The 24,998-nt window shown below is 67.9% G+C and carries 27 protein-coding genes; 18 read left to right on the forward strand and 9 right to left on the reverse strand.

Annotated elements, in window-relative coordinates:
• Positions 1-3: 3 nt before the first annotated feature.
• Entirely contained in the window at positions 4-1,632 is a 1,629-nt protein-coding gene (locus BJ972_RS02605; protein WP_164989936.1) for a ComEC/Rec2 family competence protein, read from the forward strand.
• On the opposite strand, the gene BJ972_RS02610 is transcribed toward BJ972_RS02605, so the two are convergent.
• Genes BJ972_RS02610 through BJ972_RS02630 form a run of 5 tightly spaced genes read right to left on the reverse strand, consistent with a single transcriptional unit; the run spans position 1,603 to position 4,521 of the window.
• Positions 1,603-2,109, reverse strand: coding sequence for a hypothetical protein (locus BJ972_RS02610; protein WP_129175152.1), 507 nt, complete (start codon positions 2,107-2,109; stop codon positions 1,603-1,605). The genes BJ972_RS02605 and BJ972_RS02610 overlap by 30 nt on opposite strands.
• A gap of 27 nt (positions 2,110-2,136) precedes the next feature.
• Positions 2,137-2,607 (reverse strand): hypothetical protein, encoded by a 471-nt coding sequence (locus tag BJ972_RS02615; RefSeq protein WP_179419912.1) that lies wholly within the window; start codon positions 2,605-2,607, stop codon positions 2,137-2,139.
• A gap of 41 nt (positions 2,608-2,648) precedes the next feature.
• A complete protein-coding gene (locus tag BJ972_RS02620) occupies positions 2,649-3,092 on the reverse strand; it encodes a hypothetical protein (RefSeq protein WP_129175156.1) in 444 nt (147 codons plus the stop codon).
• Complete coding sequence (locus BJ972_RS02625; RefSeq protein ID WP_129175158.1) at positions 3,089-4,198, reverse strand: hypothetical protein; 1,110 nt, start codon at positions 4,196-4,198, stop codon at positions 3,089-3,091. The genes BJ972_RS02620 and BJ972_RS02625 overlap by 4 nt, the downstream gene beginning before the upstream one ends.
• Positions 4,195-4,521 carry a hypothetical protein gene (locus BJ972_RS02630; protein ID WP_129175160.1) on the reverse strand — a complete coding sequence of 109 codons (327 nt, stop codon included), beginning with the start codon at positions 4,519-4,521 and terminating at the stop codon, positions 4,195-4,197. The genes BJ972_RS02625 and BJ972_RS02630 overlap by 4 nt, the downstream gene beginning before the upstream one ends.
• Positions 4,522-4,671: 150 nt before the next feature.
• On the opposite strand from BJ972_RS02630, the gene holA reads away from it, so the two are divergent.
• Positions 4,672-5,703, forward strand: a complete 1,032-nt coding sequence (holA, locus tag BJ972_RS02635) for a DNA polymerase III subunit delta (protein WP_129175162.1) — start codon at positions 4,672-4,674, stop codon at positions 5,701-5,703.
• Between the two features lie 232 nt (positions 5,704-5,935).
• Here the strand turns inward: holA and rpsT are convergent, their stop codons facing one another.
• On the reverse strand, positions 5,936-6,196 hold the full coding sequence (gene rpsT, locus BJ972_RS02640; protein ID WP_129175164.1) for a 30S ribosomal protein S20: 261 nt from the start codon (positions 6,194-6,196) through the stop codon (positions 5,936-5,938).
• Positions 6,197-6,339: 143 nt separating this feature from the next.
• Entirely contained in the window at positions 6,340-7,074 is a 735-nt protein-coding gene (locus BJ972_RS02645; protein WP_129175165.1) for an alpha/beta fold hydrolase, read from the reverse strand.
• Positions 7,075-7,125: 51 nt separating this feature from the next.
• On the opposite strand from BJ972_RS02645, the gene lepA reads away from it, so the two are divergent.
• From lepA to hemW, 3 genes are read left to right on the forward strand one after another with little or no spacing between them, the layout of a single operon-like run.
• Complete coding sequence (gene lepA, locus BJ972_RS02650) at positions 7,126-8,979, forward strand: translation elongation factor 4 (RefSeq protein WP_129175167.1); 1,854 nt, start codon at positions 7,126-7,128, stop codon at positions 8,977-8,979.
• Positions 8,980-8,983: 4 nt separating this feature from the next.
• Complete coding sequence (locus tag BJ972_RS02655; RefSeq protein ID WP_129175169.1) at positions 8,984-9,634, forward strand: DUF1990 domain-containing protein; 651 nt, start codon at positions 8,984-8,986, stop codon at positions 9,632-9,634.
• Between the two features lie 2 nt (positions 9,635-9,636).
• The gene (gene hemW, locus BJ972_RS02660; protein ID WP_129175171.1) at positions 9,637-10,863 is read left to right on the forward strand and encodes a radical SAM family heme chaperone HemW; all 1,227 of its coding nucleotides are present in this window, start codon (positions 9,637-9,639) and stop codon (positions 10,861-10,863) included.
• Between the two features lie 5 nt (positions 10,864-10,868).
• On the opposite strand, the gene BJ972_RS02665 is transcribed toward hemW, so the two are convergent.
• Both BJ972_RS02665 and BJ972_RS02670 read right to left on the reverse strand, forming a co-directional pair.
• Positions 10,869-11,291: a DUF4870 domain-containing protein gene (locus tag BJ972_RS02665; RefSeq protein WP_129175173.1), complete on the reverse strand. Its 423-nt coding sequence runs from the start codon at positions 11,289-11,291 to the stop codon at positions 10,869-10,871.
• A gap of 79 nt (positions 11,292-11,370) precedes the next feature.
• Positions 11,371-11,766: a DUF4870 domain-containing protein gene (locus BJ972_RS02670; protein ID WP_129175175.1), complete on the reverse strand. Its 396-nt coding sequence runs from the start codon at positions 11,764-11,766 to the stop codon at positions 11,371-11,373.
• Positions 11,767-11,911: 145 nt separating this feature from the next.
• On the opposite strand from BJ972_RS02670, the gene hrcA reads away from it, so the two are divergent.
• The 13 genes from hrcA (at position 11,912) to leuA (ending at position 24,996) form a co-directional block, all read left to right on the forward strand.
• Positions 11,912-12,931: a heat-inducible transcriptional repressor HrcA gene (gene hrcA / locus BJ972_RS02675; RefSeq protein ID WP_129175177.1), complete on the forward strand. Its 1,020-nt coding sequence runs from the start codon at positions 11,912-11,914 to the stop codon at positions 12,929-12,931.
• A gap of 19 nt (positions 12,932-12,950) precedes the next feature.
• Positions 12,951-14,048, forward strand: coding sequence for a molecular chaperone DnaJ (gene dnaJ / locus BJ972_RS02680; RefSeq protein WP_129175179.1), 1,098 nt, complete (start codon positions 12,951-12,953; stop codon positions 14,046-14,048).
• 1 nt (position 14,049) lies between these two features.
• Positions 14,050-14,784: a 16S rRNA (uracil(1498)-N(3))-methyltransferase gene (locus tag BJ972_RS02685; protein WP_129175181.1), complete on the forward strand. Its 735-nt coding sequence runs from the start codon at positions 14,050-14,052 to the stop codon at positions 14,782-14,784.
• A 40-nt stretch (positions 14,785-14,824) separates the two neighbouring features.
• Positions 14,825-15,172, forward strand: a complete 348-nt coding sequence (locus BJ972_RS02690) for an HIT domain-containing protein (RefSeq protein WP_129175183.1) — start codon at positions 14,825-14,827, stop codon at positions 15,170-15,172.
• Positions 15,173-15,251: 79 nt separating this feature from the next.
• Entirely contained in the window at positions 15,252-16,262 is a 1,011-nt protein-coding gene (locus BJ972_RS02695) for a PhoH family protein (protein ID WP_241830822.1), read from the forward strand.
• A gap of 8 nt (positions 16,263-16,270) precedes the next feature.
• A complete protein-coding gene (gene ybeY / locus BJ972_RS02700) occupies positions 16,271-16,732 on the forward strand; it encodes an rRNA maturation RNase YbeY (RefSeq protein ID WP_129175187.1) in 462 nt (153 codons plus the stop codon).
• 2 nt (positions 16,733-16,734) lie between these two features.
• Positions 16,735-18,042 carry a hemolysin family protein gene (locus BJ972_RS02705; RefSeq protein WP_129175189.1) on the forward strand — a complete coding sequence of 436 codons (1,308 nt, stop codon included), beginning with the start codon at positions 16,735-16,737 and terminating at the stop codon, positions 18,040-18,042.
• On the forward strand, positions 18,035-18,934 hold the full coding sequence (gene era, locus BJ972_RS02710) for a GTPase Era (protein ID WP_129175190.1): 900 nt from the start codon (positions 18,035-18,037) through the stop codon (positions 18,932-18,934). Before BJ972_RS02705 ends, era begins: the two co-directional genes overlap by 8 nt.
• A 92-nt stretch (positions 18,935-19,026) precedes the next feature.
• Positions 19,027-20,223, forward strand: coding sequence for a sensor histidine kinase (locus BJ972_RS02715; protein ID WP_129175191.1), 1,197 nt, complete (start codon positions 19,027-19,029; stop codon positions 20,221-20,223).
• Positions 20,220-20,879: a response regulator gene (locus BJ972_RS02720; protein ID WP_129175193.1), complete on the forward strand. Its 660-nt coding sequence runs from the start codon at positions 20,220-20,222 to the stop codon at positions 20,877-20,879. The genes BJ972_RS02715 and BJ972_RS02720 overlap by 4 nt, the downstream gene beginning before the upstream one ends.
• A gap of 75 nt (positions 20,880-20,954) precedes the next feature.
• A complete protein-coding gene (locus tag BJ972_RS02725) occupies positions 20,955-21,716 on the forward strand; it encodes an ABC transporter ATP-binding protein (protein WP_129175195.1) in 762 nt (253 codons plus the stop codon).
• Positions 21,713-23,110: an ABC transporter permease gene (locus tag BJ972_RS02730; RefSeq protein WP_129175197.1), complete on the forward strand. Its 1,398-nt coding sequence runs from the start codon at positions 21,713-21,715 to the stop codon at positions 23,108-23,110. The genes BJ972_RS02725 and BJ972_RS02730 overlap by 4 nt, the downstream gene beginning before the upstream one ends.
• Positions 23,111-23,241: 131 nt before the next feature.
• A complete protein-coding gene (gene leuA, locus BJ972_RS02735) occupies positions 23,242-24,996 on the forward strand; it encodes a 2-isopropylmalate synthase (protein WP_129175199.1) in 1,755 nt (584 codons plus the stop codon).
• Positions 24,997-24,998: the final 2 nt, after the last annotated feature.

Raw genomic sequence — 24,998 nt, forward strand, 5'->3', positions numbered from 1 at the left:
AGAGTGCAACTCAGTTCGCTCAGCCACCTGACGGCCGTGTCGGGCGCGAACTGTGCCATCGTGGTCGCCGCCGTGATGCTCCTCGGCGCGGCCGCGCGCGTCCCGCGGGGAGTGCGGATCGCTCTGGCGGCCGTCGCGCTGCTCGGCTTCGTGGTCCTCGTGACACCGGAAGCGAGCGTCGTCCGGGCCGGAGTCATGGCGCTCATCGTGCTCGTGTCGCTCGCGCGCGGTCGTCAGGGCGGCGGGCTCCCCGCCCTGGCTCTCGCCGTCGTCGTGCTGCTCGTGCTCGATCCGTGGATGTCGCGCGATTACGGCTTCGCGCTGTCGGTTCTCGCGACGGCAGGGCTTCTCGTTCTCACGTCGCCACTCTCTCGAGCACTGGAACGCTGGATGCCGTCATCCCTCGCTCGTGTGCTCGCGATCCCGTTGGCCGCTCAACTCGCCTGCCAGCCCGTGCTCATCCTGCTCGAACCGAGCCTGCCGCTCTACGGGGTCGCCGCGAACCTCCTGGCGGCGCCGGCGGCGCCCGTCGGTACGGTGCTCGGTCTCGTGGCATGCCTCGTGCTGCCCGTTCTGCCCGGCGTCGCCTACGCGGCGGCACAGATCGCGTGGGCGCCGGCGTCGTGGATCGCGGCGATCGCTCACACCGCGGCGGCCCTTCCCGGTGCCCGGGTGCCGTGGATGGACGGCCTCGTCGGATTTCTCGTGATCGTCATCGTCACGCTCGCTGCCCTCGGCGTCGCACTCGCCGGGCGTCGTCGTGTGCTCGTGCGGGGCGTCGCGATCGCTATCGTCGTGGTCGCGGTCGGGAGCTATGTCGGTGCCGCTCTCGTCACGCCGCGGCTTCGGACGGCGTCTTTGCCGGCCGACTGGTCGATGGCCGCGTGCGACATCGGGCAGGGCGATGCCGTCGTCGTGCGGAGCGGCGATGTTCACGTGCTCGTCGACTCGGGCCCCGACCCGGAAGCGCTCTCGCGGTGTCTCGACCAGCTCGGCATCGATCGCCTCGATGTCTTCGTCATCTCGCACTTCGACCTCGATCACATCGGCGGAACCGACGCGATCGTCGGTCGCGTCGATGCCGTAGTGACCGGGGGAGTGCCCGACCCCCGCGGCTCCGACCTCCTCGCGCAACTCGCCGACGGCGGCGCCGAGATCCATGAGGTCGTCGCCGGCGACCATGGCCGGATCGGTGGAGTCTGGTGGAGCGTGTTGTGGCCGGACGCGAAGGACCCTGCGGCGGAGGCGGGGAACGATGCGAGCGTCTCGATGGTGATGGATGCCGAGGGTGTGCGTTCGCTCTTCCTCGGTGATCTCGGCGAAGACTCGCAACGTGCATTGCTCGCGACGTCGGCCGTTCCGGATGTCGACGTCGTGAAGGTCGCGCACCACGGTTCGGCCGATCAGCTCGCTGAGGTCTACCAGGACGCTCGCGCGGAGGTCGGGATCATCTCGGTGGGTGCAGACAACGGGTACGGGCATCCCGCCGAGTCGATCCTCCAGACGCTGAGCGACACCGGGGCGCACGCGCTCCGCACCGATCAGCTCGGCCTCATCGTCCTCGCTCGGTCAGATGACGGCCTCAGCGCGTGGTTCGAGCGGTCACCACCCGGTGGCGATGCCTTCGGATGACACTCGCGCATCGTGACGGTCGCGCCCGCGTTCGGACTGCGTCTCTCGGCGATCGCAGGTCAGAGCGACCGCCTCGGCGACATCCCACGGCAGCTCGCCGAGGCTCTCGTCATCGCTCGAGACTCCGAGTTCGGCGAGGAGGGCTTCGGAGTCGACATCGTGACTGTCGTCGGGTGCTGCGATGCCGAGCTTGAGCGTGTCGACGGAGAACGGGATGTGGTCGACGGCGGCCGCGATCGTGTGGCACAGAGTGAGTGCGGAGAACGACTCGTCGACTCTCAGGAACATCGTCACGATGACGTCGTGATCGACGAAAGCCGAGAGTCTGGCGTCGGTCACGGTGGGCGCGCCCGCAACGAGGATCGCCTCACGGGTGACGGAGTTCTCAAGAGCTTCGGTGTGATCGGAGAAGAAGCTCGCGCAACCGGTGAGTGCGAGAGTCGTCACGGCGAGCGCGGCGATCGGCGCTGTCTTCATCTGTCGTCCTCCTGTCGCGAGCGGTGCCTAGCCGCAGATAGCCGAGATCTTCTCGACGTCATCCCACCAGAGAGCCGACCATCCAGCGCTGTCATCGATGTTCAGTCGGAGTTCGGCGAGGTAGTCGTGGGCGTTGAGCTGCTCGGCACTCTCCGTATCGACCAGATCGATCGTCAGTCGATCCGCCCCGAAGGGAGCGGTACGTTCCGCCGTGACGATGGTGTGACAGAGCGTGAGGGCGTCGAACAACTCGGTGTCGATCCGGAGCGAGAGTCTCAGGTTCACGTCCTCGATCGTCGACACCGATACGCCGGCGAATTCCACTCCGGGTGATCCCGCTGCAATGACGGCGTCTTCCATCGTGGACTCGCGCAACTTGTCGGCGTGACTCGAGCGGAGAAGACCGCAGCCCGAGAGTCCCAGAGAGAGCGCCAGGCCGATCACGAGGACTGCCGTCAGCGGCATGCGACGGCGCGGCGGTCGCTGAATCAGATCCATGCCCCTCTCGCCGCACGCGGCGGCTGCCGAGTAAGTCGTCCTCACGAGCACCGGTCCGCAAGCGCCTCGGCGTCCGCCCAGTCCACTCCGGCCCTGTCCAGAGGATCCTCCGAGGCGGTCACGCCGAGTTCATCGAAGAACTGTCGAGCGTCCAAGGGGGCCGCACCGTCGTCGGTTGGATGGATACCGATGGACAGTCGGTCGACCGAGAAGGGGACAGTTTCAACGGCGACTGCAGCCACCGTGCATAGCGACGGCGCTTCGAAGAGTGCCTCATCAACAGTCAGGATCACCTTCACGGTCACGTCAGCGTCGACGGAAACTGAGACGGCCGCATCGAGCACATTCGGCGTTCCGACGGCGACGATCGCCTCGCGCACTTTTGACTCATCGAGCATGTCCTCATAACTCGGCAGGTCCACAAGGGCACAGCTGGAAAGCGTCAGGGCAAGAGCGAGCGCACCTGCTACATGGAGTCGCTTCACGGACTGATCGTTTCTGTCCATGTGATCGTTTGAGTGGTGCGACGTCCAGCGACCGAACTCTCTGCAATGCCATTCCATATCGCGCCGATCGATTTTCGATACCACGGGTCGTAGCCGATCACCGGCACGCGCGTGGCGGACTCGAGGCTGGACGCATTCACCACGGTCAGCTCGACCTCGTAACTCCCGCGTGGATTCTGACCAATGACTTTCGCCTCTACGTCATGCGAGCCGAGATACGTGACGGCCAGATTCCCCGTCGCGCCTCCCGTGAGAAGTGTGGAGTAGTCACCGATGAACTTTCCGATTCCCTCAGTTCCGCGCAAGCTATAAGACGTCTTCAAAGCGACTGCATCCTCATCGTCGCTCGAGAACGAAACGTCGAGCTTTCCGTCTCGTGCCAACTGTGTGAGGTCACGGCGGAGTTGATCATAGAACGGGTGCGAGCGCAGCAACTCCGTGAACGCATCGCCTTCCGAGAAGTCTCGGTGATTGCCTTTGCCCGACAGCCATTCCGACCCGAGTTCCCACGGGGACATGTCGTGCTCTGGTCGGTCGAGCGGGAACGGAGGCGGTGTGGCACCACGATCGAGCAGAGCCGTCATCGCATCCGTCGCTTTCGTCAACCCGTCGGCGGCCGACTCCAGTGATGAGCGGAGCCGGTTGAGCGCGGCCGTAGCTCGGCGTTCGCGTTCATTGTCGAGCACTGCGCGAAGGAACGTGAGCCCGGCAGCGCCCGTGAGTGCGCCCGCGGGCCCCATCGAGACGAATCCGCCCGAGAGCATGGCGTCGGCTACGTCGTCTGCGACCTCGAGGTCGACCAGGTGAGCGAACTCGCGGCGGGCTTCATCGAGAGCCGCGTTGGCGCTATCGATCGCGACGCGTGCGTGCCGCGCAGCCTCGGCGTTGCGGCCGGCGATCGCGGCAGCGCCCGCAATTGACGTCGCCGCAGCGATTCCCGTGCGGCCTCCGATTCCTACATCTCGTGCGGTAACCCTGAAGGCCTCGCGCGTCGTGTCGAGCTCTGAGGCGAGCGAGGCAGATTCGCTTGCGAGTCCGAACGGAGGTGCGCCCGCAATCCGACCCAGTTCGTCATAGGCGCTCACTGATCGCTACCTGCCTGCAGTTGATGGGCGAGTTCGACGAGGAGGCGCTGCGCGCGGGAATCGATCGCAATGAGATCGTCGGCGGCGTCGGACAAACTCTCGGCGCAGTGATGCGCGTGGGTAGCCGTCGAGCGAGCGACGAGCGAAGCCATCCACCCGTAAGCATGAAGCGCTCGATCGAACGGTTCCGTCTCGCGAAAGGCTGCGGGGACTACTTCGCGAAACGCGAACTGGTGATCGACGATGTCGTCACCCGCGCGGCTCAGTCGAGCGATGCTGTCGTTCACCGTATCGGCGTCGAGATAGATCGTGTTCTCGGTCATCAGTCGCTCCTTCCCTCATCCGAGAATGGCGAATACTGGAAACGCTTGCAATGGGTGTGGATAACTTCGCGGGCGCTCGCGGGGCGCGGCGGTGTCGGTGCCCCGCCCTAGACTTGAGCGACGCACACGGCGCAGGAAGCAGGGGAACGCGTGGCTACTCGAAGCGCTCCGGCGAAGGCGGCGAAGACCGCGAAAGCGGCCATTCCGCAGCTGTCGTGGAACGAGATCCGACCCGCCTCCGTCATCCTCGTCTCGGGTACCGAGACCTTCCTCGCCGAACGGGCGATCACGCGCCTCCGCGATTTCCTGCGCGGCGAAGACCCCTCGCTCGAGGTCACCGACATCGCCGCCGACGGCTACGCGCGCGGCGAGCTCATGACGCTCGCGAGCCCGTCGCTCTTCGGCGAACCGCGACTGATTCGCGTGTCATCCGTCGAGAAGTGCTCCGACGACTTCATCGTCGACGCGATCGACTACCTGTCGTCTCCGGCCGAAGACACCGTCGTCGTGCTGCGGCATGGCGGGGGAGTTCGCGGCAAGAAGCTGCTCGACGCCATTCGCGCCGCGTCGGGTGTCGCCATCGAGATCGTGTGCGCCGAACTCAAGAAGGACCAGGAGAAGTACGACTTCGCGACGGCCGAGTTCCGTTCCGAAGGCCGGAAGGTCGCGCCCGGCGCGCTGCGCGCGCTCGTCTCCGCCTTCTCCGACGACATCGGCGAGCTGTCGGCCGCATGCCGCCAGCTCATGAGCGACGTCTCGGGCGAGATCACCGAAGCGACCGTCGCGCGCTACTACGGCGGGCGCGTCGAGACGAGTGCGTTCACCGTCGCCGACGCCGCGATCGCCGGTCGGCACGGCGATGCCCTCGTCGGTCTTCGCCAGGCACTGTCATCCGGCGCCGACCCCGTGCCCCTCGTCGCCGCTTTCGCCATGAAGGTACGCGGAATGGCGAAGGTCGCGGGCGAGCGAGGCTCGTCCGGGCAGCTCGCCGGCAAGCTCGGCATGGCACCGTGGCAGATCGATCGTGCCCGGCGCGACCTCGCCGGGTGGGATGACGAGGGCCTCGGCCGTGCGATCACGGCGCTCGCCGAGACGGATGCCGCGGTGAAGGGCGCCAGCCGTGACCCGATCTACGCCCTCGAACGACTCGTGAGCGTCATCGCCTCACGCGGTCGCGCGTAGCCTCCGGCACACAGGCTGGCCAGCAACGCCCGGCTCACGCCCGACGTTGAACCGCGTCACCGGTCACGGATGCTGCCGATCGGCACGGCCGTCGGCGTGTCGCGGCCGACACGCCGTTGCGGGGCGTGTCCTGCAGCATCCGTGCACGCCGAAGTCCGGCGAGAGCCGCACCAACCCCGGGAAACACGAAAGCCCCGCCGAAGCGGGGCTTTCATGGCTGTGGTGCAGAAACTCAGAGAGCTGCGACCTGGCGCGCGATGGCCGACTTGCGGTTCGCAGCCTGGTTCTTGTGGATGACGCCCTTGCTCACGGCCTTGTCGAGCTTGCGGTTCGCGGCGCGAACGGCGGTGATGGCCTGGTCCTTGTCACCCGAAGCGATTGCCTCGCGAGCGGCGCGGACGGCCGAACGGACGCCGGTCTTCACGGCCTTGTTGCGCTCGTGAGCCTTCTCGTTGGTACGGATGCGCTTGATCTGCGACTTGATGTTTGCCACGTGTGTGTACGTCTTTCGTTGTGTGTGTGGATCGGAAGATGCCGGGCCGCGGTAGAGGGGCGCTTTCCGGCGAGCCGTGTGAGGTGGGACCCACACGCAAACCAACAGGCAACTTTACCAGGAAGCGGGCTGGGAAACCAAAGTCACTGTTCGGGGTGTCGCGCGAGACGCCGATCGACCGTCTCGAGAGCGTCGACGACGACGCGCGTGAATGCCTCGGGCCGCACGAGGCTCGCGAGGTGCGTCGCGCCGGGAATGCGTACGCGTCGGCCGTCGCGGCACGCGCGCAGCATCCGGCTCTCGTCGAGTCGGAAGTGGTCGAGCGCGCCGTTGACGAGCCAGACCGGGCCCGGGTAGGCGGCTAGGTCGCGGAGCGGATCGAGCTGCCCCGCGGCTGCGAGGCCGTCATCCATGACGTCGAGGGCGACGCCGCCCGCCCCGAGATCGACGAAGCCGGCGGGAGGGACGAATCTCCGCGCCATCCCGTTGTGGAGCGCGAGCCCGCGGTCGGGCAGGCGATGGATGCCGCGGGCGAGTGCTCGATACGCGCCGACGCTCACCCGTCGCGGAAGGCTCGAGCACGACGCCGCGACGAGACCTGAGACTCGGTCGGGGTGCTCCGCCGCGTAGCGGATGGAGAAGTATCCGCCGAGGGACAGCCCGACGAGGAGCACGGGAGAGTCCGTACGCGAGACCTCGTCGTCGATCGCCGCGAGTGCCGAGTCGACCGTGAACGACTCGCCGATGCGGTCGCCGTGACCGGGCAGATTGATCGCCACGGCGTCGCGCCCGGCAGCGTTCAGCGCATCGAGTTGGGCCCGCCACATCGTGCGGGACGTGCGGATGCCGTGCACGAAGACGACGCGGGGCCGATCCATGCCGTCAGCCTAGTCACGCCGAACGCCCGCCTCATGGGAGAATCGTCACATATGTCTCCTCGAGCCGCTCACCCGCCGGTGCCTGCCGCCACCGATCCTGCGCTGATCCGTAACTTCTGCATCATCGCCCACATCGACCACGGCAAGTCGACCCTGGCCGACCGCATGCTGCAGATCACCGGCATCGTCTCCGATCGCGACATGCGTGCGCAGTACCTCGACCGCATGGACATCGAGCGCGAACGCGGCATCACGATCAAGAGCCAGGCTGTTCGTATGCCGTGGCAGGTCGGCGACTCGCCCTTCGCGCTCAACATGATCGACACCCCCGGGCACGTCGACTTCAGCTACGAGGTCTCGCGCTCGCTTGCGGCGTGCGAAGGCGCGATCCTCCTCGTCGACGCGGCCCAGGGCATCGAGGCCCAGACGCTCGCGAATCTCTACCTCGCCCTCGAGAACGATCTCGAAGTAATCCCGGTGCTCAACAAGATCGACCTGCCGGCGGCCGACCCCGAAAAGTACGCGCGTGAACTCGCCGATCTCATCGGCGGCTCGCCCGACGACGTGCTGCGGGTCTCGGGCAAGACGGGCCTCGGCGTCGAGTCGCTGCTCGACCGCGTCGTCGAGCGCATCCCCGCGCCGAAGGGCGACGCCGACGCGCCCGCACGCGCCATGATCTTCGACTCGGTCTACGACTCGTACCGCGGCGTCGTCACCTACGTGCGCATGGTCGACGGCCAGCTCTCGCCGCGCGAGAAGATCCAGATGATGTCGACGCGCGCGACGCACGAGATCCTCGAGATCGGTGTCAGCGCGCCCGAGCCCACGCCCACTCAGGGCCTCGGCGTCGGCGAGGTCGGCTACCTCATCACCGGCGTGAAGGATGTCCGTCTCTCGAAGGTCGGCGACACCGTCACGACCGCGGCGAAGCCTGCCGAGGACGCGCTGCCCGGCTACACCGAGCCGCTGCCCATGGTGTTCTCGGGTCTCTACCCGATCGACGGCAGCGACTACCCCGAACTGCGTGAGGCGCTCGACAAGCTGAAGCTCTCCGACGCGGCGCTCGTCTACGAGCCCGAGACATCGGTGGCCCTCGGCTTCGGCTTCCGCTGCGGCTTCCTCGGCCTGCTGCACCTCGAGATCATCACCGAGCGACTGCAGCGCGAGTTCGGACTCGACCTCATCGCGACGGCCCCGTCGGTCGTCTACGAGGTCACGACCGAAGACCGGAAGACCGTCACCGTCACGAACCCGAGCGAGTTCCCGACCGGCGCGAAGATCTCCGAGGTGCGCGAGCCCATGGTGCGCGCCGCGATCCTCGCCCCGAAGGACTATGTCGGAACGATCATGGAGCTCTGTCAGTCGCGCCGCGGCGTGCTGCTCGGCATGGAGTACCTCGGTGAGGACCGCGTCGAGATCCGCTACAACATGCCCCTCGGAGAGATCGTCTTCGACTTCTTCGACCAGCTGAAGTCGAAGACCGCGGGCTACGCGTCACTCGACTACGAGCCCACGGGCGATCAGGCCGCCGACCTCGTCAAGGTCGACATCCTGCTGCAGGGCGAACAGGTCGACGCCTTCTCGGCGATCGTGCACCGCGACAAGGCCTACGCGTACGGCGTGCTCATGACGGGGCGCCTTCGCGAGCTCATCCCGCGCCAGCAGTTCGAGGTTCCCATCCAGGCCGCGATCGGTGCACGCATCATCGCGCGCGAGTCGATCCGTGCCATGCGTAAGGACGTCCTGGCGAAGTGCTACGGCGGCGACATCTCGCGCAAGCGCAAGCTTCTCGAGAAGCAGAAGGAGGGAAAGAAGCGCATGAAGATGGTCGGACGCGTCGAGGTCCCTCAGGAGGCGTTCATCGCCGCGCTCTCGGGTGACGTGGAGAAGAAAGACAAGAAGTAGCGCCATGCGACGGAGTACGTTCACCGATCACGCGGTCACCTACGGGGCGATCGGCGGCACCCTCGCGCCTGACCTCTTGACCTTCCCGCCGACCGGTTACCGCGTGAGCGAGAACGCCATCCGGCTCGGATCAGGCGACGACCGGTTCGAGGCGGCCACGCACGCGCTCCTCACCTGGGGCATCCCGCTCAACAGCGGCATCCGCCTCGACGACATCAGCCCGGGAACGGGCGAGCAGTATCAGGGCATCGTCTACGGCCCCGACGGCACGCCGCTCGAGAAGCAGCCGGATGCCCGCCCCGAAGCGCGATTCACCGAAGACGGAACGCCGTGGATCGCACCCGGCATGACGGCCGTGCAGAAGCTCTCGGTCGGTCCCTTCGAGTTCGATGCCCCCATGCGAATCGTCTTCGTCATCGAAGAGCCCGACCGCGTCGGCTACGGCATCGGCACGCTGCCCGGCCACCCGCTGAGCGGCGAGGAGTGCTTCATCGTCGATCGGCACGACGACGGCTCGGTGTGGCTCACGATCCGCCAGCTCTCGCGGCCCGCGACCACGCGGTACCGTCTCGTCTGGCCGATCATCCGGCGCATCCAGAAGAAGTTCGTGGCGCGGTACCTGCGGGCGCTGCATCCCACGACGGTCGCCGGCTGACGATGCCCGGAGCCCTACCCCTCGGCGATCCCGCACCTCTCGACGGACTCCTGCCGGCCTCGGCCGCCGTGGATGCCGACGAGCGCGCGTTCGGCGTGTACATCCACGTGCCGTTCTGCCGGGTGCGCTGCGGCTACTGCGACTTCAACACCTACACGACCCCCGAGCTGCGCGGCGCGAAGCAGTCGGATTACGCCGACGAGGCCATCGCCGAGCTGCGCGACTCGGTGCGGGTGCTGCGCGAGTCATCCGTTCCCTCCCGTGCGGCGTCGACGGTCTTCTTCGGCGGCGGCACGCCCACGCTCCTCCCCGTCGACGATCTCGTGCGCATGCTCGCCGAGGTGCGCACGACGCACGGAATCGCCGCCGACGCCGAGGTCACGACCGAGGCGAACCCCGACTCGGTCGATCGCGACTACCTCGCGCGCCTCGCCGACGGCGGGTTCACGCGCGTCTCCTTCGGCATGCAGTCGGCGGTGCCGCACGTGCTCGCGACCCTCGAGCGCACGCACGATCCCGAGCGCATCCCGCTCGTCGTCGCGTGGGCGCGCGAAGCCGGACTCGACGTGAGTCTCGACCTCATCTACGGCACGCCGGGGGAGTCGCTCGACGACTGGGCGACGAGCGTCGACGCCGTGCTCGCCGAACGGCCCGACCACGTGAGCGCGTACGCCCTCATCGTCGAAGACGGCACGAAGCTCGCCCGACAGATCAAGCGCGGGGAGGTCGCGGCCCCCGACGACGACCTCCAGGCCGACATGTACGAGTACGTCGACGAGAAGCTCGGCTCGGCCGGGCTCGAGTGGTACGAAGTGAGCAACTGGGCGACCGACATCCGTCATCGCAGTCGTCACAACCTCGCCTATTGGCGGGGGGATGACTGGTGGGGCGTCGGCCCGGGAGCCCACAGCCACGTCGGCGGCGTGCGCTGGTGGAACGTCAAGCATCCCGCGGCGTACGCCGAGCGCATGCATTCGGGCGTCTCGCCCGCGGCCGGTCGCGAGACCCTCGACGATGCGACGCGTCACGTCGAACGGGTTCTGCTGCTCTCGCGCATCCGCGAGGGCCTCGCCGTATCGACGCTCGAGGCCGAAGGGCGGCATGCTGTCGCGGGCCTCATCGCGGATGAGCTCATCGACGCGAAAGCCGCCCTCTCGGGTCGCATCGTGTTGACGCGGAGAGGGCGGCTTCTCGCGGACGCCGTCGTCAGACGGCTGCTCGGCGACTGATCAGATCAGCGCACGAAGGTGATCGTGAGCGGGTAGCTGTACGGCTGACCCTTGTTCGCAGCGACGGCCGCGAGGATCATGAACACGATCGCCGCGACTCCGACTGCGAAGGCGGCGATGTAGAACACGATGCCCACGAAGACGAACAGCAGGATCGAGCCGAGGATGTACAGGCCGACGATGTAGATCGTGATGGAGATCTGGAAGTTCAGCGCGGCGGCGGTGTGCAGCCGGATGAACGGGCCCTTGTCCTTCAGGATCAGGTAGCCGATGAGGGCAGGCAGGAACGAGAAGAAGATTCCGCCGATGTGGATGAGCGTCGCCCACAGCTTCTCGTCGGCAGGGCTCAGCTGGGTCGGCTGCCCGTACGGGTTGCCGGGAGGCGGCGGTGCGGCGGGCGGAGGTGCGGAAGGCGGGAACTCGGACATGTCTCTCCTGTCGAGGCTGTAATGAACCGGGTCAGACCACTGTGGCACAGAGCCGCGGTGGCTTGAGTCCGGCTCGCCCTTACTTGATGAGTCGGAGGGCGAAGGGGTAGCGGTAGTGCTCGCCCTGCTTCGCCTTGAGGAAGCCGAGGATCGAGAAGATGATGCTGACGACCCACGCGGCGAGGCTGATGAGGCCGCCGATGAGGATCACGGTCAGCACGAGACCGATCACGTAGACGATGGCGATCGTGATCTGGAAGTTCAGCGCTTCCTTCGCCTCGGTGTTCGTGAAGGGCCCGCGGTCCTTCAGGACGAGCCAGATGATGAGCGACGGCAGGAAGCCGACGATGCCGCCGAGGTGGGCGAGGGAGCCCCACAGCACGTCGTCGGCGGGCTTCAGCGGCTGGGCGGCGGCCTGTCCGTAGGGGTTCTGCTGTCCGTCGCTCGGGGGAGTCGGCTGATTCGGATCGGTCATGGTGGGGTCTCCGGTGTTCGGGGGGTGGTGTCGAGGTACAGCGACAAACTACTGCTGCCTCGCCGGGGCGGCAACGATTGCGGCCAGGATGACGCGATATGATTAGCACTCCCGGATTGTGAGTGCTAAGCGAGAGGAGTCGTCCGTGGTCTCGGACCGTGCCCTCGCCGTGCTGCGTGCCATCGTGCAGGATTACGTCGCGTCGCGCGAGCCCGTCGGCTCCAAGACGATCGTCGACCGGCATTCGTTCGGCGTCTCCGCTGCGACGATCCGCAACGACATGGCGCTCCTCGAAGAAGAGGAGCTCATCGCGGCTCCGCACACGTCCTCCGGCCGCATCCCCACCGACAAGGGATACCGCGTTTTCGTCGACCAGCTGACCGACGGTCGCCCTCTGAGCCCCGCCCAGCGACAGGCCATCGAGGTGTTCCTCGGCGAATCGAGCGACCTCGACGAACTGCTCTCGCGCACCGTCCGCCTGCTCGCCCAGCTCACCCAGCAGCTCGCGGTCGTGCAGTACCCGACCTTCGGTTCGGCCCGCGTGCGTCACGTCGAGCTCGTGCCCCTCGGCGAGGCCCGCGTGCTCACGGTCCTCATCGCCGACAACGGCCACGTCGAGCAGCGCATCGTCGAACTGCCGACGGTCATCGACGAATCGGTGCTCGGCGATGCCCGCGCCCGCATCAACACGGCGATCGGCGGCCTCGCGCTTGCCGATGCCGTCGAGCGGCTCGCAACGGGCGACGATCTCGGACCGGCCAACGATGCCGTGGTGCGCACGATCGTGCAGGCGCTCGGCGAGCAAGCCGGCGCCCAGCGTCACGAGCGGCTCGTCGTCGCGGGCGCCGCGAACCTCGTGCGCACCGAACAGGACTTCTCCGGCAACATCCTCGGAGTGATCGAGGCGATCGAGGAACAAGTCGTGCTCCTCCGGTTGTTCGGAGAGATGACGAACGATGTGAGCGGCGTAGCCGTGCGCATCGGCCGCGAGAACGCGGCGTTCGGTCTCGGCGACGCCTCCGTCGTCTCGACGGGCTTCCTCAACACGGCGACGGGCTTCTCGCGGCTCGGCGTGCTGGGGCCGACCCGCATGGACTATTCGGGCAACATCGTCGCGGTTCGCGCGGTGGCCCGTTACCTCTCCCGCCTTCTCGGCGACAACTGATTCGAAAGGACTCGCCCCTGTGGCAGACCACTACGAGGTCCTCGGGGTCGCGCGCGACGCGTCGACCGAAGAGATCAAGAAGGCGTACCGACGCCTCGCCCGTCAGCTGCACCCCGATGTGAACCCGGGTGCCGAGGCGTCGGAGCGCTTCAAGGAGGTCACGCACGCGTATGACGTGCTGAGCGACCCGCGGCAGCGCGAGCAGTACGACCGCGGCGGCCAGGGCGGCATGGGCGGCCAGAACTTCGGCGGCTTCGGCGACATCTTCGAGACCTTCTTCGGGGGCGGCGGCCAATCGCGCGGCCCGCGTTCGCGCAGCGAGCGGGGTCAGGACGCGCTCATCCGCGTCGAGGTCGACCTGCAAGAGGTCGTGTTCGGCACGCACCGCGACCTCGAGGTCGACACCGCGATCCGCTGCGAGACGTGCAACGGTTCGTGCTGCCAGCCGGGCACGTCGCCCGTCACGTGCGACATCTGCCACGGCTCGGGCAGCATCCAGCGCGCGGTGCGCTCGCTCCTCGGCAACGTCATGACGTCGAGCCCCTGCGGCACCTGCCGCGGCTACGGCACGATCATCGCCACGCCGTGCGTCACCTGCCAGGGTCAGGGGCGCGTGCGCGCTCGTCGTACGGTTCCCGTCGACATCCCCTCGGGCGTCGACACGGGCCTCCGTCTGCAGATGCCGGGCAGCGGCGAGGCCGGCCCCGCCGGGGGCGCGAACGGCGACCTCTACCTCGAGATCAAGGTGCGCAACCACGACGTCTTCAGTCGCAACGGCGACGATCTGCTCTGCACCCTCGAGGTCTCGATGACCGATGCGATCCTCGGCACGACGGCGCACGTCAAGGCGCTCGACGGCGACGTCGAGGTCGAACTGAAGCCGGGCCTCCAGGCCGGCGAGGTCATCACGGTGAAGGACCGCGGCATCACCAAGCTCCGCGGTTCGGGTCGTGGCGACCTTCGCGTGGGCGTCCAGGTGCTCACTCCGACGAAGCTGAGCGGCCGCGAGCGCGACCTCATCGAGCAGTTCGCGAAGTCGCACAAGCACGCCGACCCGCAGCTCAGCCACTTCCAGCAGGGTCTCTTCGCGCGTCTGCGCGACCGTTTCCTCGGCTGACATGGCGCACTTCTACCTGCGTGACGACCTCGAACCGGCGGATGCCGGTGTCGGGTCGACCGTCGAACTGAGCGGCGACGAAGGTCGTCATGCGGTGACGGTGTCGCGTCTCCGGGTCGGCGAGTCGGTCGCCATCGGCAACGGGCGAGGACTCGTCGTGACGGGAGAGATCACCTCGACCGGGCCTCGGCAGCTCTCGATCGTCGTCGAACGGATGACGGTCAGCGAGCCTCGTCGCCCGCAGATCGCTCTCGCGCAGGCCCTCGCCAAGGGCGACCGCGACGAGCGAGCCGTGCAGGCCGCGACCGAGCTCGGCGTCGACGAGATCATCCCGTGGTCGGCGAGCCGATCGGTGTCGCGGTGGGACGGACCGAAGGCCGAGCGCGGGCGTGAGCGCTGGTCGACGATCGTGCGCGAGGCGAGCAAGCAGTCCCTCCGACCCGTCGTGCCGACCGTGCAGCCGATCACGTCGACGCGCGAGCTCGAACGGTTGGCCGGCGAGCGCCGCGTGCTCGTCCTCGATCCCGAGGCGGATGTCGCGCTCTCGGCCCTCGCTCTCGATGAGCGCGACCTCGTGCTCGTCGTCGGTCCCGAGGGCGGCGTCTCCGATGCCGAGCTCGCGTCTCTCGCCGCAGCCGGGGCCGAGGCCGTGCGACTCGGGCCCGAGGTGCTCCGCACGTCGACGGCGGGGCCCGCCGCGCTCGCGCTCGTCAACGCGCGTCTCGGCCGCTGGTGACCCCGCCCCCCGTGTCGGGGCAGCGCCTTAAGATAGAGCCATGACCGAACCGAGCGTCTTCACGCGCATCGCCGCCCGCGAGATCCCCGCCGAGATCGTGGCGGAGACCGACCGGGTCATCGCCTTCCGCGATATCGCCCCGAAGGCTCCGCTGCACGTCGTCGTGACCCCGAAGACCGGCGAGTACGCCGATGTCGTCGCTCTCGCGGCGGGCGACCCCGGCCTGCTCGCCGAGGTGATCGACGTCGCACGCGGCGTCGCCGCCGATCACGGCGACGGCCAATTCAGATTGATCTTCAACACCGGCGCAGGCGCCGGACAGACCGTCTTCCACGTGCACGCCCATGTGCTCGCCGGAGGACTGGAGGAGCGTGGACTTGTCGGATGACGATGTGAGCTCTCGCGAGCTCGCCGGAGGTGCGCCGGCCGATGAGGTCGAGACGCGCCTGCACATCGACGGAATCGCGATGGTGCGTCTACTCGGGCCGCAGGATCGCCTGCTGACCCGCATCGAGCAGGAGTTCCCGGGCGTCGCGGTGCACGCTCGCGGCAACGACATCACGCTCCGCGGTCCCGCCGCCGACGTCGAGTCGGTACGACACCTCTTCGAGGAGCTGCTCGAGCTCGTCCGTGCCGGTCAGGACGTGACGCCGACCGAGGTCACCTCCTCGGCGCGCATCCTCGACGCCGATCCGAGCGCGAAGCCGTCCGAGATGCTCGGGCAGGTCATCGTGTCGAGCCGCGGCAAGACGATCAAGCCGAAGACCGCGGGTCAGAGCGACTACGTCAACGCGATCGACCTCAACACGATCACCTTCGGTATCGGTCCCGCCGGTACCGGAAAGACCTACCTCGCGATGGCGAAGGCCGTTCAGGCGCTCCAGCGCAAGGAGGTCAACCGCATCATCCTCACGCGTCCCGCCGTCGAGGCGGGTGAGCGACTGGGCTTCCTCCCGGGCACGCTCACCGACAAGATCGACCCGTACCTCCGGCCGCTCTACGACGCTCTCAACGAGATGATGGACCCCGAGCTCGTGCCGAAGCTGCTCGCGGCGGGCACGGTCGAGGTCGCACCTCTCGCCTACATGCGCGGCCGCACGCTCAACGACTCGTTCGTCGTGCTCGACGAGGCGCAGAACACGACGCCCGAACAGATGAAGATGTTCCTCACCCGCCTGGGCTTCGGCTCGAAGATGGTGGTGACGGGCGACATCACCCAGGTCGACCTCCCCGGCGGGGCGAGCGGCTTGCGCATCGTGTCGCGCATCCTCGACGGTATCGACGACATCCACTTCGCGCGGCTCACGAGCGACGACGTCGTGCGCCACACTCTCGTGGGGCGCATCGTCGATGCGTACACCGAGCACGACGCCCGTGCCCAGGCCAAGAAGTTCGAGCGCGAGCAGGCGCAGGAGTTCGCGAATCGCGCCGAACGACGCGGCCAGGGCCCGCGCGACCGCCTTCCGAGACGAGGCTGAGGAGCCCGATGAGCATCGAGATCAACAACGAGTCGACGATCGAGGTCGACGAGGCCGCCATCCAGCGCCTCGCCGTCTACGCCCTCGACGCGATGCACGTGCACGCCGACGCCGAGCTCGCCATCGTGCTCGTCGACGAGGGCGCGATGGAGCAGCTCCACGTGCAGTGGATGGACGAGCCCGGCCCCACCGACGTGCTGAGCTTCCCCATGGACGAGCTCCGGCCTGGAACCGAAGACACCCCGACGCCCGCCGGCCTCCTCGGCGACATCGTGCTGTGCCCGCAGGTCGCCGCGGCCCAGGCGCAGACGGCCGGCCACTCGATGACCGATGAACTCCTGCTCCTGACGACCCACGGCATCCTGCACCTCCTCGGCTTCGATCACGCCGAGCCCGACGAAGAGAAGGAGATGTTCGGCATCCAGCGCGACATCCTCGTCGGCTTCTCGATGCAGGAGCGACACCGGTAGCCATGGCCATCTGGCTCTTCCTCGCTGCTTTCGTCCTCGTCGCCTTCGGTGGCCTCATGGCCGCCGTCGACGCGGCGATCTCGACGAGCTCGCGCGCCGACATCGCGGCCCTCGCCGAGAACGCGCGCGGGCGGCGCTCGCTTCTCGCGATCGCCGAAGACGGTGGCGCGCACGTGACGGCGGTGAGCTTCGCGCGAGTGACGGCCGAGACCTCGGCCGCCGTGCTCGTGACCCTCGGGTTCGTCGCGTCGATCGACAACGACTGGCTCGCTCTGCTGCTCGCGGCGCTCATCATGACGGCGGTGTCGTTCGTGCTCGTGGGGGCGAGCCCACGCAGTGTGGGCCGCGCGAACGCGGCGTCGATCCTCCGTCTCACCGCGCCTCTCGTGCACTTCATCCGCGTGGTTCTCGGCCCGCTCGCCAACGCCCTCGTCGCCCTCGGCAACAAGGTGACGCCCGGTCGCGTCGCGGTCGGCGGTTTCGACACGGAGGAGCAGTTCCTCAGCCTCGTCGACGAGGCCACCGAGCAGGACGTGCTCGAGGAAGACGACCGCGAGCTCATCCACTCGATCTTCGAGTTCAACGAGACCGTCGTCCGCGCCGTCATGATCCCGCGCACCGACATGGTGACGGTCGACTCGACGACGCACCTCGGCGCGGCGATGTCGCTCTTCCTCAGCACGGGCATCTCGCGCGCGCCCGTCATCGCGGGCGGGGCCGACGACGTCGACGGCATCCTCTACCTCCGCGACCTGGCGAAGCTGAGTTTCGAGCGTCCTCTCGACGCCGAGACCATGACGGTCGCCGAGCTCGCCCGCCCGGCGAGCTTCGTGCCCGAGTCGATGAAGGTCGACGCGCTCATGCGCAAGATGCAGCTCGAGTCGAACCACATCGCGATGGTCGTCGACGAGTACGGCGGGATCGCCGGCCTCGTGACGCTCGAAGACCTCATCGAAGAGCTCGTCGGAGACATCTCCGACGAGTACGACCGTGCGGTCGTCGAGGTCGAGGAGCTCGGCGACGGGCGCTACCGCGTGAACGCGCGACTGCCCATCGACGAGCTCGGCGAACTGTTCGGACTCGAGCTCGAGGACGACGACGTCGACTCCGTCGGAGGGCTGCTCGCCAAGAGTCTCGGCCGTCTCCCCGAACGCGGAGACCGGGCGTCGACGAGCGGTCTGCTCCTCGAAGCCGACCGCACCGAAGGACGCCGCAAACGCATTGCAACCGTGATCGTCGAGCGTGACCAAGCGCTCATCGACGCGCAGACGGCGTTCGGCGCCGACCCCGGAAGGAACACCCATGGCTGACTCGACGTACCGAGCAGGATTCGTATCGATCGTCGGGCGCCCGAACGTCGGCAAGTCGACCCTCACGAACGCCCTCGTCGGCGAGAAGGTCGCCATCACGAGCAACAAGCCGCAGACGACGCGTCGCGCGATCCGCGGCATCGTGCACCGACCCGACGGTCAGCTCATCCTCGTCGACACGCCGGGCATCCACCGGCCGCGCACTCTCCTCGGTGAGCGCCTCAACTCTCTCGTTCAGTCGACACTCGGCGACGTCGACGTCATCGCCCTGTGCGTGCCCGCCGACGAGACGATCGGGCCGGGCGACCGCTTCATCAACGAGCAGCTCGATCTCTACCCGCGTGCCAAGAAGGTCGCGATCGTCACGAAGACCGATACCGTGGGCCGCAAGCGCGTCGCCGAACAGCTGCTGGCCGTCTCCGAACTGCGTGAGTGGGAGGCGATCATCCCGCTGTCAGCGGTCACCGATGACCAGCTCGACGTCTTCGTGACCGAGCTGCTGAAGCTCGTGCCGGCATCGCCGCAGGCGCTCTACCCCGACGAGGCGCACACTGACGAGACCCTCGAAGACCGCATCGCCGAGTTCATCCGCGAGGCGGCACTCGAGGGCGTCTCCGACGAGCTCCCGCACTCCATCGCCGTGACTATCGACGACATGATCGAGCGCGAGGACGGCTCGATGACCGACATCTACGCCAACCTCTTCGTCGAGCGCGACAGCCAGAAGGGCATCATCATCGGCAAGGGCGGCAGCCGCTTGCGCGAGGTGGGGGCGACCGCTCGCGCGCAGATCGAGCCTCTCATCGGCACGAAGGTGTTCCTCTCGCTCCGCGTCAAGGTCGCGAAGGACTGGCAGCGCGACCCGAAGCTCCTTGGTCGACTCGGCTTCTGAGTCGCCCGCGACGGCCGCTATCGCCTACATCGCAGGGATGATTTCGCGCCGCTGATCGTCCTCGAGGCGATCGGTCGGCGTAGCGTGGGGGAGTGCTCCGCGACATTCCCCGTACCCAGGTCGTCGTCGACGCCGCCCTCGCGGGAGTGTTCTTCCTCACGGGGATCATCTTCACCATCGGCACGGGCGCACTCGATGTCGCCCTTCTCACGGTGTTCGCGGTCGCGTCGGCGTTCCGGCGCCTCTCGCCGACCGTCGCGCTCTCGGTCGCGTGGGCTGCGGCCATCGTGCAGATGGCGTGCATCCGTGACGTGCAGTTCGGAAACCTCGCCGTGCTCGCCGTGCTGCACGGCACGGCGGCCTACGGCGGGCGAGTCGTGCGCTGGGTCGGGCTCGGCTCGGCTGCTCTCGGTGCCCTTCTCGCGACGCTCTACCTCGGCTTCCTGCTTCCGCTCGCCCGCGGTTTCGACATGGTGGGGCGAAACGGCGGTGTCGGCGACATCGTGCTCATCGTCGTCATCCTCGCCGGGTGCTTCGCCGTGCTCGCTCTCGCGTGGACGACCGGCTTCCTGCAGCGGGCGCTCGGGGCCTCGCGCGAGAGCCGCCGGCTCGAGGAGCAGGCGACGCGCGATCGCCAGTTCGCGCAGTACCGATATGTCGTCGAGCAGGAGCGCGGACGCATCGCCCGCGACATGCACGACGTCGTCGCGCACTCGCTCGCCGTCGTGATCGCCCAGTCGGACGGGGCGCGCTACGCGGCACGGACGCGGCCCGAGACGGTCGAGCCCGCACTGCAGACGATTGCGACGACCGCGCGTGACGCACTGGGAGAGGTGCGCTTGCTGCTCGCGGCGATGCGGCACAGTGAGGGCGAGATGCCCCAGCCCACGCTCGCCGACGTGCCGGCCCTCCTCGAACAGATGCGGAGCACGGGGCTCGACCTCGCCGTCACGATCGATGAGACGGTGCCGCCGCTCGGCGCGGGCCACGAGCTCGCCGCGTACCGGATCCTTCAGGAGGCGCTCACGAACGCCCTGCGGCACGGAGACAGTGCCCGCCCTGTCGAGGTCTCGGTCGTGTCCGAGGCAGGGGGAGTGAGACTCGTCGTGCGGAGTGCACTGACTCGCGACGACGCGCCCGCGCGCACCGATCAGTTGCGGCATGGCGTCCCCGGCATGCGTGAGCGTGCCGAACTCGCCGGCGGGCGACTGAGCGTCGGTCCCGATGGACGTGGTGCATTCGTCGTCGACGCCTGGATTCCGCGCACCGGAGAGAGGAACGAGCTGTGACCGTCATCCGAGTGGGGCTCGTCGACGACCAGGCGCTCTTCCGCGCCGGCATCCGCATGCTCATCGAATCGCAGGACGATCTCGCTTTCGCCGGCGAGGCCGGCGACGGACGAGAGGCCGTGTCGCTCGCGCGCTCGACCCCCATCGACGTGCTGCTGATGGATGTCAGGATGCCGGTTCTCGACGGCATCGCCGCGACGGCCGAGATCCTCGCCGACGCCGCGACGGCGTCGAGGCCGGCGCCGCGCATCGTCGTGCTGACGACCTTCGACCTCGACGAGAACGCCGCGCGGGCGATTCGCGCAGGAGCGAGCGGCTTCGTGCTGAAGGACGCCGACCCCGAGTTCCTGCTCGCCGCGATCCGCACGGTCCACCAGGGCAATGCCGTCATCGCCGCGTCGGCGACGCGCGAACTGTTCGCGCACGTCACCCAGTCCGCCCGCGTCGTGCCCGAATCGTTCGCAGCCCTCACCGTGCGCGAGCGCGAGATCTTCGGCTTGGCCGCTGCGGGCCTCAGCAACGCCGAGATCGCCGCCGCCGAGTTCCTGAGCGAGGCGACCGTCAAGACGCACATCAGTCGGATCCTCGCCAAGCTCGAGCTGCGCGATCGTGTGCAGCTCGTCGTCTTCGCCTACGAGCACGGCCTCGCCGACTGAGATCATCCGGTCGATGTATGTCGGCGCGACTCGCGACCGATTCGGCGCCACGACGTCATCCGTAGCGTCGATGTCATGCAGATCACTCCCTCAGATCTCGGGCTCATCGCCCGGGTCACCGACCTCACGAAGCACTACGGCACGGGCGCGTCGCGCGTCAGCGCCCTCGACGGCATCTCGTTCGGGCTCCGCCGCGGCGAGTTCACCGCCATCATGGGCCCGAGCGGATCGGGCAAGTCGACACTCATGCACGTCATGGCCGGCCTCGACAGTCCGAGCGCCGGACGTGTGTGGCTCGGCGACACCGACATCACCGACATGGACGACGCCCAACTGACGCTCGTGCGTCGGCGACGCATCGGCTTCGTGTTCCAGGCGTTCAACCTCGTACCGACGCTCGACGTGCGCGGCAACGTGCTGCTGCCGTTCGAACTCGACGGCCGTCGACCGACTCTCGCCGAGCAGGCCCGTGTCGACGCCCTCGTCGACCGACTGGGCCTCGCGCCGCGACTCACCCACCGACCGCACGAGCTCTCGGGCGGTCAGCAGCAGCGCGTCGCGATCGCCCGTGCACTCGCCACGGGGCCCGACATCGTGTTCGCGGACGAACCGACGGGAAGCCTCGACTCGCGCACGGGACGAGAGGTGCTCGCGACGCTGCAGTCGGCCGCCCAGGTCGAGGGGCAGAGCATCGCGATGGTCACCCACGACCCCATCGCGGCGAGCTACGCCGACCGCATCGTCTTCCTCGCCGACGGACGCATCGTCGACGAGCATCCGCGATCGAGCGCCGAGGAGATCTCGCGCATCATGCTCGGGATGGAGTCGGCCGCATGAGCGTCTCGATCAGTCGACCCCATGACCACGGGGCGACGCTCGTCGTCACCGCCCTGGCATCGGCGTTCGGCGTCGTCCTCCTCGAGGCGACGTCGGTGCTCACCACCGTGATCGAGAACGATGCCGTCGGATCCTCGGGCAACGTGCGCCTCGGCCTCACCGCTGTGACGGGCGTGTTCGCGTTGATCGCGGTCTATGTCGGCGCGATCGTCACGGCCAACACGTTCGCAACGGTCATCGCCGGTCGGACTCGCCAGATCGCCCTGCTCCGCCTTCTCGGCGCGCAGTCACGGACGCTCCGTCGACGCGTCGTGCGCGAGGGCTTCATGATCGGGTTCATCGGAGCCGTCATCGGGCTCGTCGTCGGGTTCGGCGTCACCGTGGGCGGTGTCGCGCTCGGGATGGCGCAGGGCTGGTTGCCCGATCTCGCGTACTCGCTCGTCGACGTCGTGCTCATCGTGCCGGTCGTCATCGTGGCGCTCACTACCGGTGCCTCGGCAGGGGTGGGTTCGCGACGGGTCGCGACGGTGTCGCCGGTCGCCGCCACCGCCGCGGCCGTCGAGGAGTCGGCGACCGAGCTCGCCTCACACCGAGGCCGCACGGTGACCTCCGTCATCCTGGGTGTCCTCGGCGGAGCCTTCCTGGTGCTCGGCGTCGTCGCCGGCTTCGTCTCGCCGCTCGGCCTCTTCATCGCGTTCGTCGGGGGAGTGCTGTCGTTCACCGGCGTCATCCTCGGCGCCCACGTCATCATGCCCTCCGTCCTCCGGCTCGTCGGCCGCCTCGTCGCGCCGGGCGCCGCCGGACGGCTCGCTGCGGCCAACGTCGTGCGCCACCCCGAGCGGAGCGCGCGGGCGACGATCGGTCTCGTCATCGGTGTCACGCTCGTGACGCTCTTCGCCGTCGCGATGACGAGCTACAACGACATGGTCACGTCGAGCTTCGAGGACGACCCCGAGGTCATGGCCGTCGTGCAGAGCTCGATCACGGTGAGCACCGCGATCTTCATGTCGCTCGTCGGCTTCTCGGCCGTCATCGCCGCCGTCGGCGTCGTCAACAACCTGTCGCTCTCGGTGCTCCAGCGCACCCGTGAGCTCGGTCTGCTGCGCGCCATCGGCTTCAGCGCTCGTCAGGTGCGGCAGACGATCACCGTCGAGAGCGCTCAGATGACGATCGCCGCGGTCGGTTTCGGACTCGTGCTCGGCATCATCTACGGCTGGGCGGCGGCGCAGTCCCTCCTCGGCGCTCTGACGCGGCAGATCGTCGTGCCGACCGTTCCGTGGCCCGTACTCATGGGCGTCGTGGTCTCGACGGCGGCGCTCACCGTCATCGCGTCGATACCGCCGTCGCGGCGCGCGACGCGCGTCTCACCGGTCGTCGCACTCGCCATCGAGTGAGAGTGCTACCCTGACTCTGTGCGATCTGGCTTCCTCCTTCTTAGCTGCCGCGACGAGTCCTAGTTCTCAGGCCTCCCTCGTCGCGGAGTTCGTCGTCGGCTGAACCCCTCCAGCGAGAAGAGAAGACCCCCATGAAGAACGAGCAGAAGACCTCCCCGATGCCGGTGCACCGCTACCGGCCCTTCCACGAGCAGATTCGCGTCGAGCTGCCCGACCGCACCTGGCCGACCAAGCGCATCGAGGTCGCTCCGCGCTGGTGCGCGGTCGACCTGCGCGACGGCAATCAGGCTCTCATCGACCCGATGAGCCCCGAGCGCAAGCGGATCATGTTCGATCTGCTCGTGAAGATGGGCTACAAGGAGATCGAGGTCGGCTTCCCGTCGGCGTCGCAGACCGATTTCGACTTCGTGCGCAGCCTCATCGAGGAAGGCGCGATCCCCGACGACGTGACGATCCAGGTGCTGACGCAGGCCCGCGATCACCTCATCGAGCGCACGTACGAGTCGATCCGCGGCGCGAAGCAGGCGATCGTGCATCTGTACAACTCGACGAGCGTGCTGCAGCGCGAGGTCGTCTTCCGCACCGACAAGCAGGGCATCATCGACATCGCCCTGCACGGTGCACGCAAGTGCCGCGAGATGGAGGCGAGCGTGCCGGGCACGACCGTCTATTACGAGTACTCGCCCGAGAGCTACACGGGTACCGAGCTCGAGTTCGCGGTGGATGTCTGTAACCAGGTTCTCGAGATCTTCGAGCCCACTCCCGAGCGGAAGGTCATCATCAACCTGCCCGCGACGGTCGAGATGGCGACGCCGAACGTCTACGCCGACTCGATCGAGTGGATGAGCCGTCACCTCGCCCACCGCGAGAACGTGCTGCTGTCGCTGCACCCGCACAACGACCGCGGCACGGCTGTCGCTGCCGCCGAGCTCGGCTACCTGGCCGGCGCCGACCGCATCGAGGGATGCCTGTTCGGCAACGGTGAGCGCACGGGCAATGTCGACCTCGTCGCACTCGGCATCAACCTCTTCACGCAGGGCATCGATCCGCAGATCGATTTCTCGAACCTCGACGAGATCAAGCGCACGGCCGAGTACTGCAACCAGCTGCCCGTGCACGAGCGCAGCCCGTGGGCCGGAGACCTCGTCTACACGGCCTTCAGCGGTTCGCACCAGGACGCCATCAAGAAGGGCTTCGAGGCGATGGCCGCGAAGGCCGCCGAGACGGGCGTCCCGGTCGCCGAGCTCGAGTGGGCCGTGCCGTACCTGCCCGTCGACCCGCGCGATCTGGGTCGTTCGTACGAAGCCGTCATCCGTGTCAACTCGCAGTCCGGCAAGGGCGGCGTCGCGTACCTGCTGAAGAACGACCACGCGCTCGACCTGCCGCGTCGACTGCAGATCGAGTTCTCGGGCGTCGTGCAGGCCAAGACCGATGCCGAGGGCGGCGAGGTGACGAGCGGGCAGATCTGGTCGATCTTCACCGACGAGTACCTGCCGGCACCGGCTGATCGCCCCGACGACAAGTGGGGCCGCTTCGAACTGCTGTCGCTCCGCACCGAGAGTGCTCTCGATGGTGTCGTGAACGTTCGTGTCGGCCTGCGTGACGGCGAGGCCCGTCTCGAAGCCGACGCCAACGGCAACGGCCCGATCTCGGCCTTCCTCTCGGTGCTGAGCGCCGAGGGAGTCGCCGTCCGACTGCTCGACTACACGGAGCACACCCTCTCCCAGGGCGGCGACGCGCACGCCGCGGCGTACGTCGAACTCGAGGTCGAGGGCCGCACGCTGTGGGGCGTGGGCATCGATGCCGACATCTCGACGGCATCGCTCAAGGCCGTCGTCTCGGCGGTCAACCGCGCGCTCCGCGGCGCACTCGTCGCAGCGGTCTGAGC

It is taken from the genome of Agromyces atrinae (assembly GCF_013407835.1).
Taxonomy (GTDB): domain Bacteria; phylum Actinomycetota; class Actinomycetes; order Actinomycetales; family Microbacteriaceae; genus Agromyces; species Agromyces atrinae.

Bases quoted from the DNA above. Each gene is read 5' to 3' on its own strand.
- BJ972_RS02610 (WP_129175152.1), bottom strand. From the start codon at position 2,109: ATGAAGACAGCGCCGATCGCCGCGCTCGCCGTGACGACTCTCGCACTC.
- BJ972_RS02615 (WP_179419912.1), bottom strand. From the start codon at position 2,607: ATGGATCTGATTCAGCGACCGCCGCGCCGTCGCATGCCGCTGACGGCA.
- BJ972_RS02630 (WP_129175160.1), bottom strand. From the start codon at position 4,521: ATGACCGAGAACACGATCTATCTCGACGCCGATACGGTGAACGACAGC.
- BJ972_RS02645 (WP_129175165.1), bottom strand. From the start codon at position 7,074: ATGGATCGGCCCCGCGTCGTCTTCGTGCACGGCATCCGCACGTCCCGC.
- lepA (WP_129175167.1), top strand. From the start codon at position 7,126: ATGTCTCCTCGAGCCGCTCACCCGCCGGTGCCTGCCGCCACCGATCCT.
- BJ972_RS02655 (WP_129175169.1), top strand. From the start codon at position 8,984: ATGCGACGGAGTACGTTCACCGATCACGCGGTCACCTACGGGGCGATC.
- hemW (WP_129175171.1), top strand. From the start codon at position 9,637: ATGCCCGGAGCCCTACCCCTCGGCGATCCCGCACCTCTCGACGGACTC.
- BJ972_RS02665 (WP_129175173.1), bottom strand. From the start codon at position 11,291: ATGTCCGAGTTCCCGCCTTCCGCACCTCCGCCCGCCGCACCGCCGCCT.
- BJ972_RS02670 (WP_129175175.1), bottom strand. From the start codon at position 11,766: ATGACCGATCCGAATCAGCCGACTCCCCCGAGCGACGGACAGCAGAAC.
- BJ972_RS02685 (WP_129175181.1), top strand. From the start codon at position 14,050: ATGGCGCACTTCTACCTGCGTGACGACCTCGAACCGGCGGATGCCGGT.
- BJ972_RS02690 (WP_129175183.1), top strand. From the start codon at position 14,825: ATGACCGAACCGAGCGTCTTCACGCGCATCGCCGCCCGCGAGATCCCC.
- BJ972_RS02695 (WP_241830822.1), top strand. From the start codon at position 15,252: ATGGTGCGTCTACTCGGGCCGCAGGATCGCCTGCTGACCCGCATCGAG.
- ybeY (WP_129175187.1), top strand. From the start codon at position 16,271: ATGAGCATCGAGATCAACAACGAGTCGACGATCGAGGTCGACGAGGCC.
- BJ972_RS02705 (WP_129175189.1), top strand. From the start codon at position 16,735: ATGGCCATCTGGCTCTTCCTCGCTGCTTTCGTCCTCGTCGCCTTCGGT.
- era (WP_129175190.1), top strand. From the start codon at position 18,035: ATGGCTGACTCGACGTACCGAGCAGGATTCGTATCGATCGTCGGGCGC.
- BJ972_RS02725 (WP_129175195.1), top strand. From the start codon at position 20,955: ATGCAGATCACTCCCTCAGATCTCGGGCTCATCGCCCGGGTCACCGAC.
- BJ972_RS02730 (WP_129175197.1), top strand. From the start codon at position 21,713: ATGAGCGTCTCGATCAGTCGACCCCATGACCACGGGGCGACGCTCGTC.
- leuA (WP_129175199.1), top strand. From the start codon at position 23,242: ATGAAGAACGAGCAGAAGACCTCCCCGATGCCGGTGCACCGCTACCGG.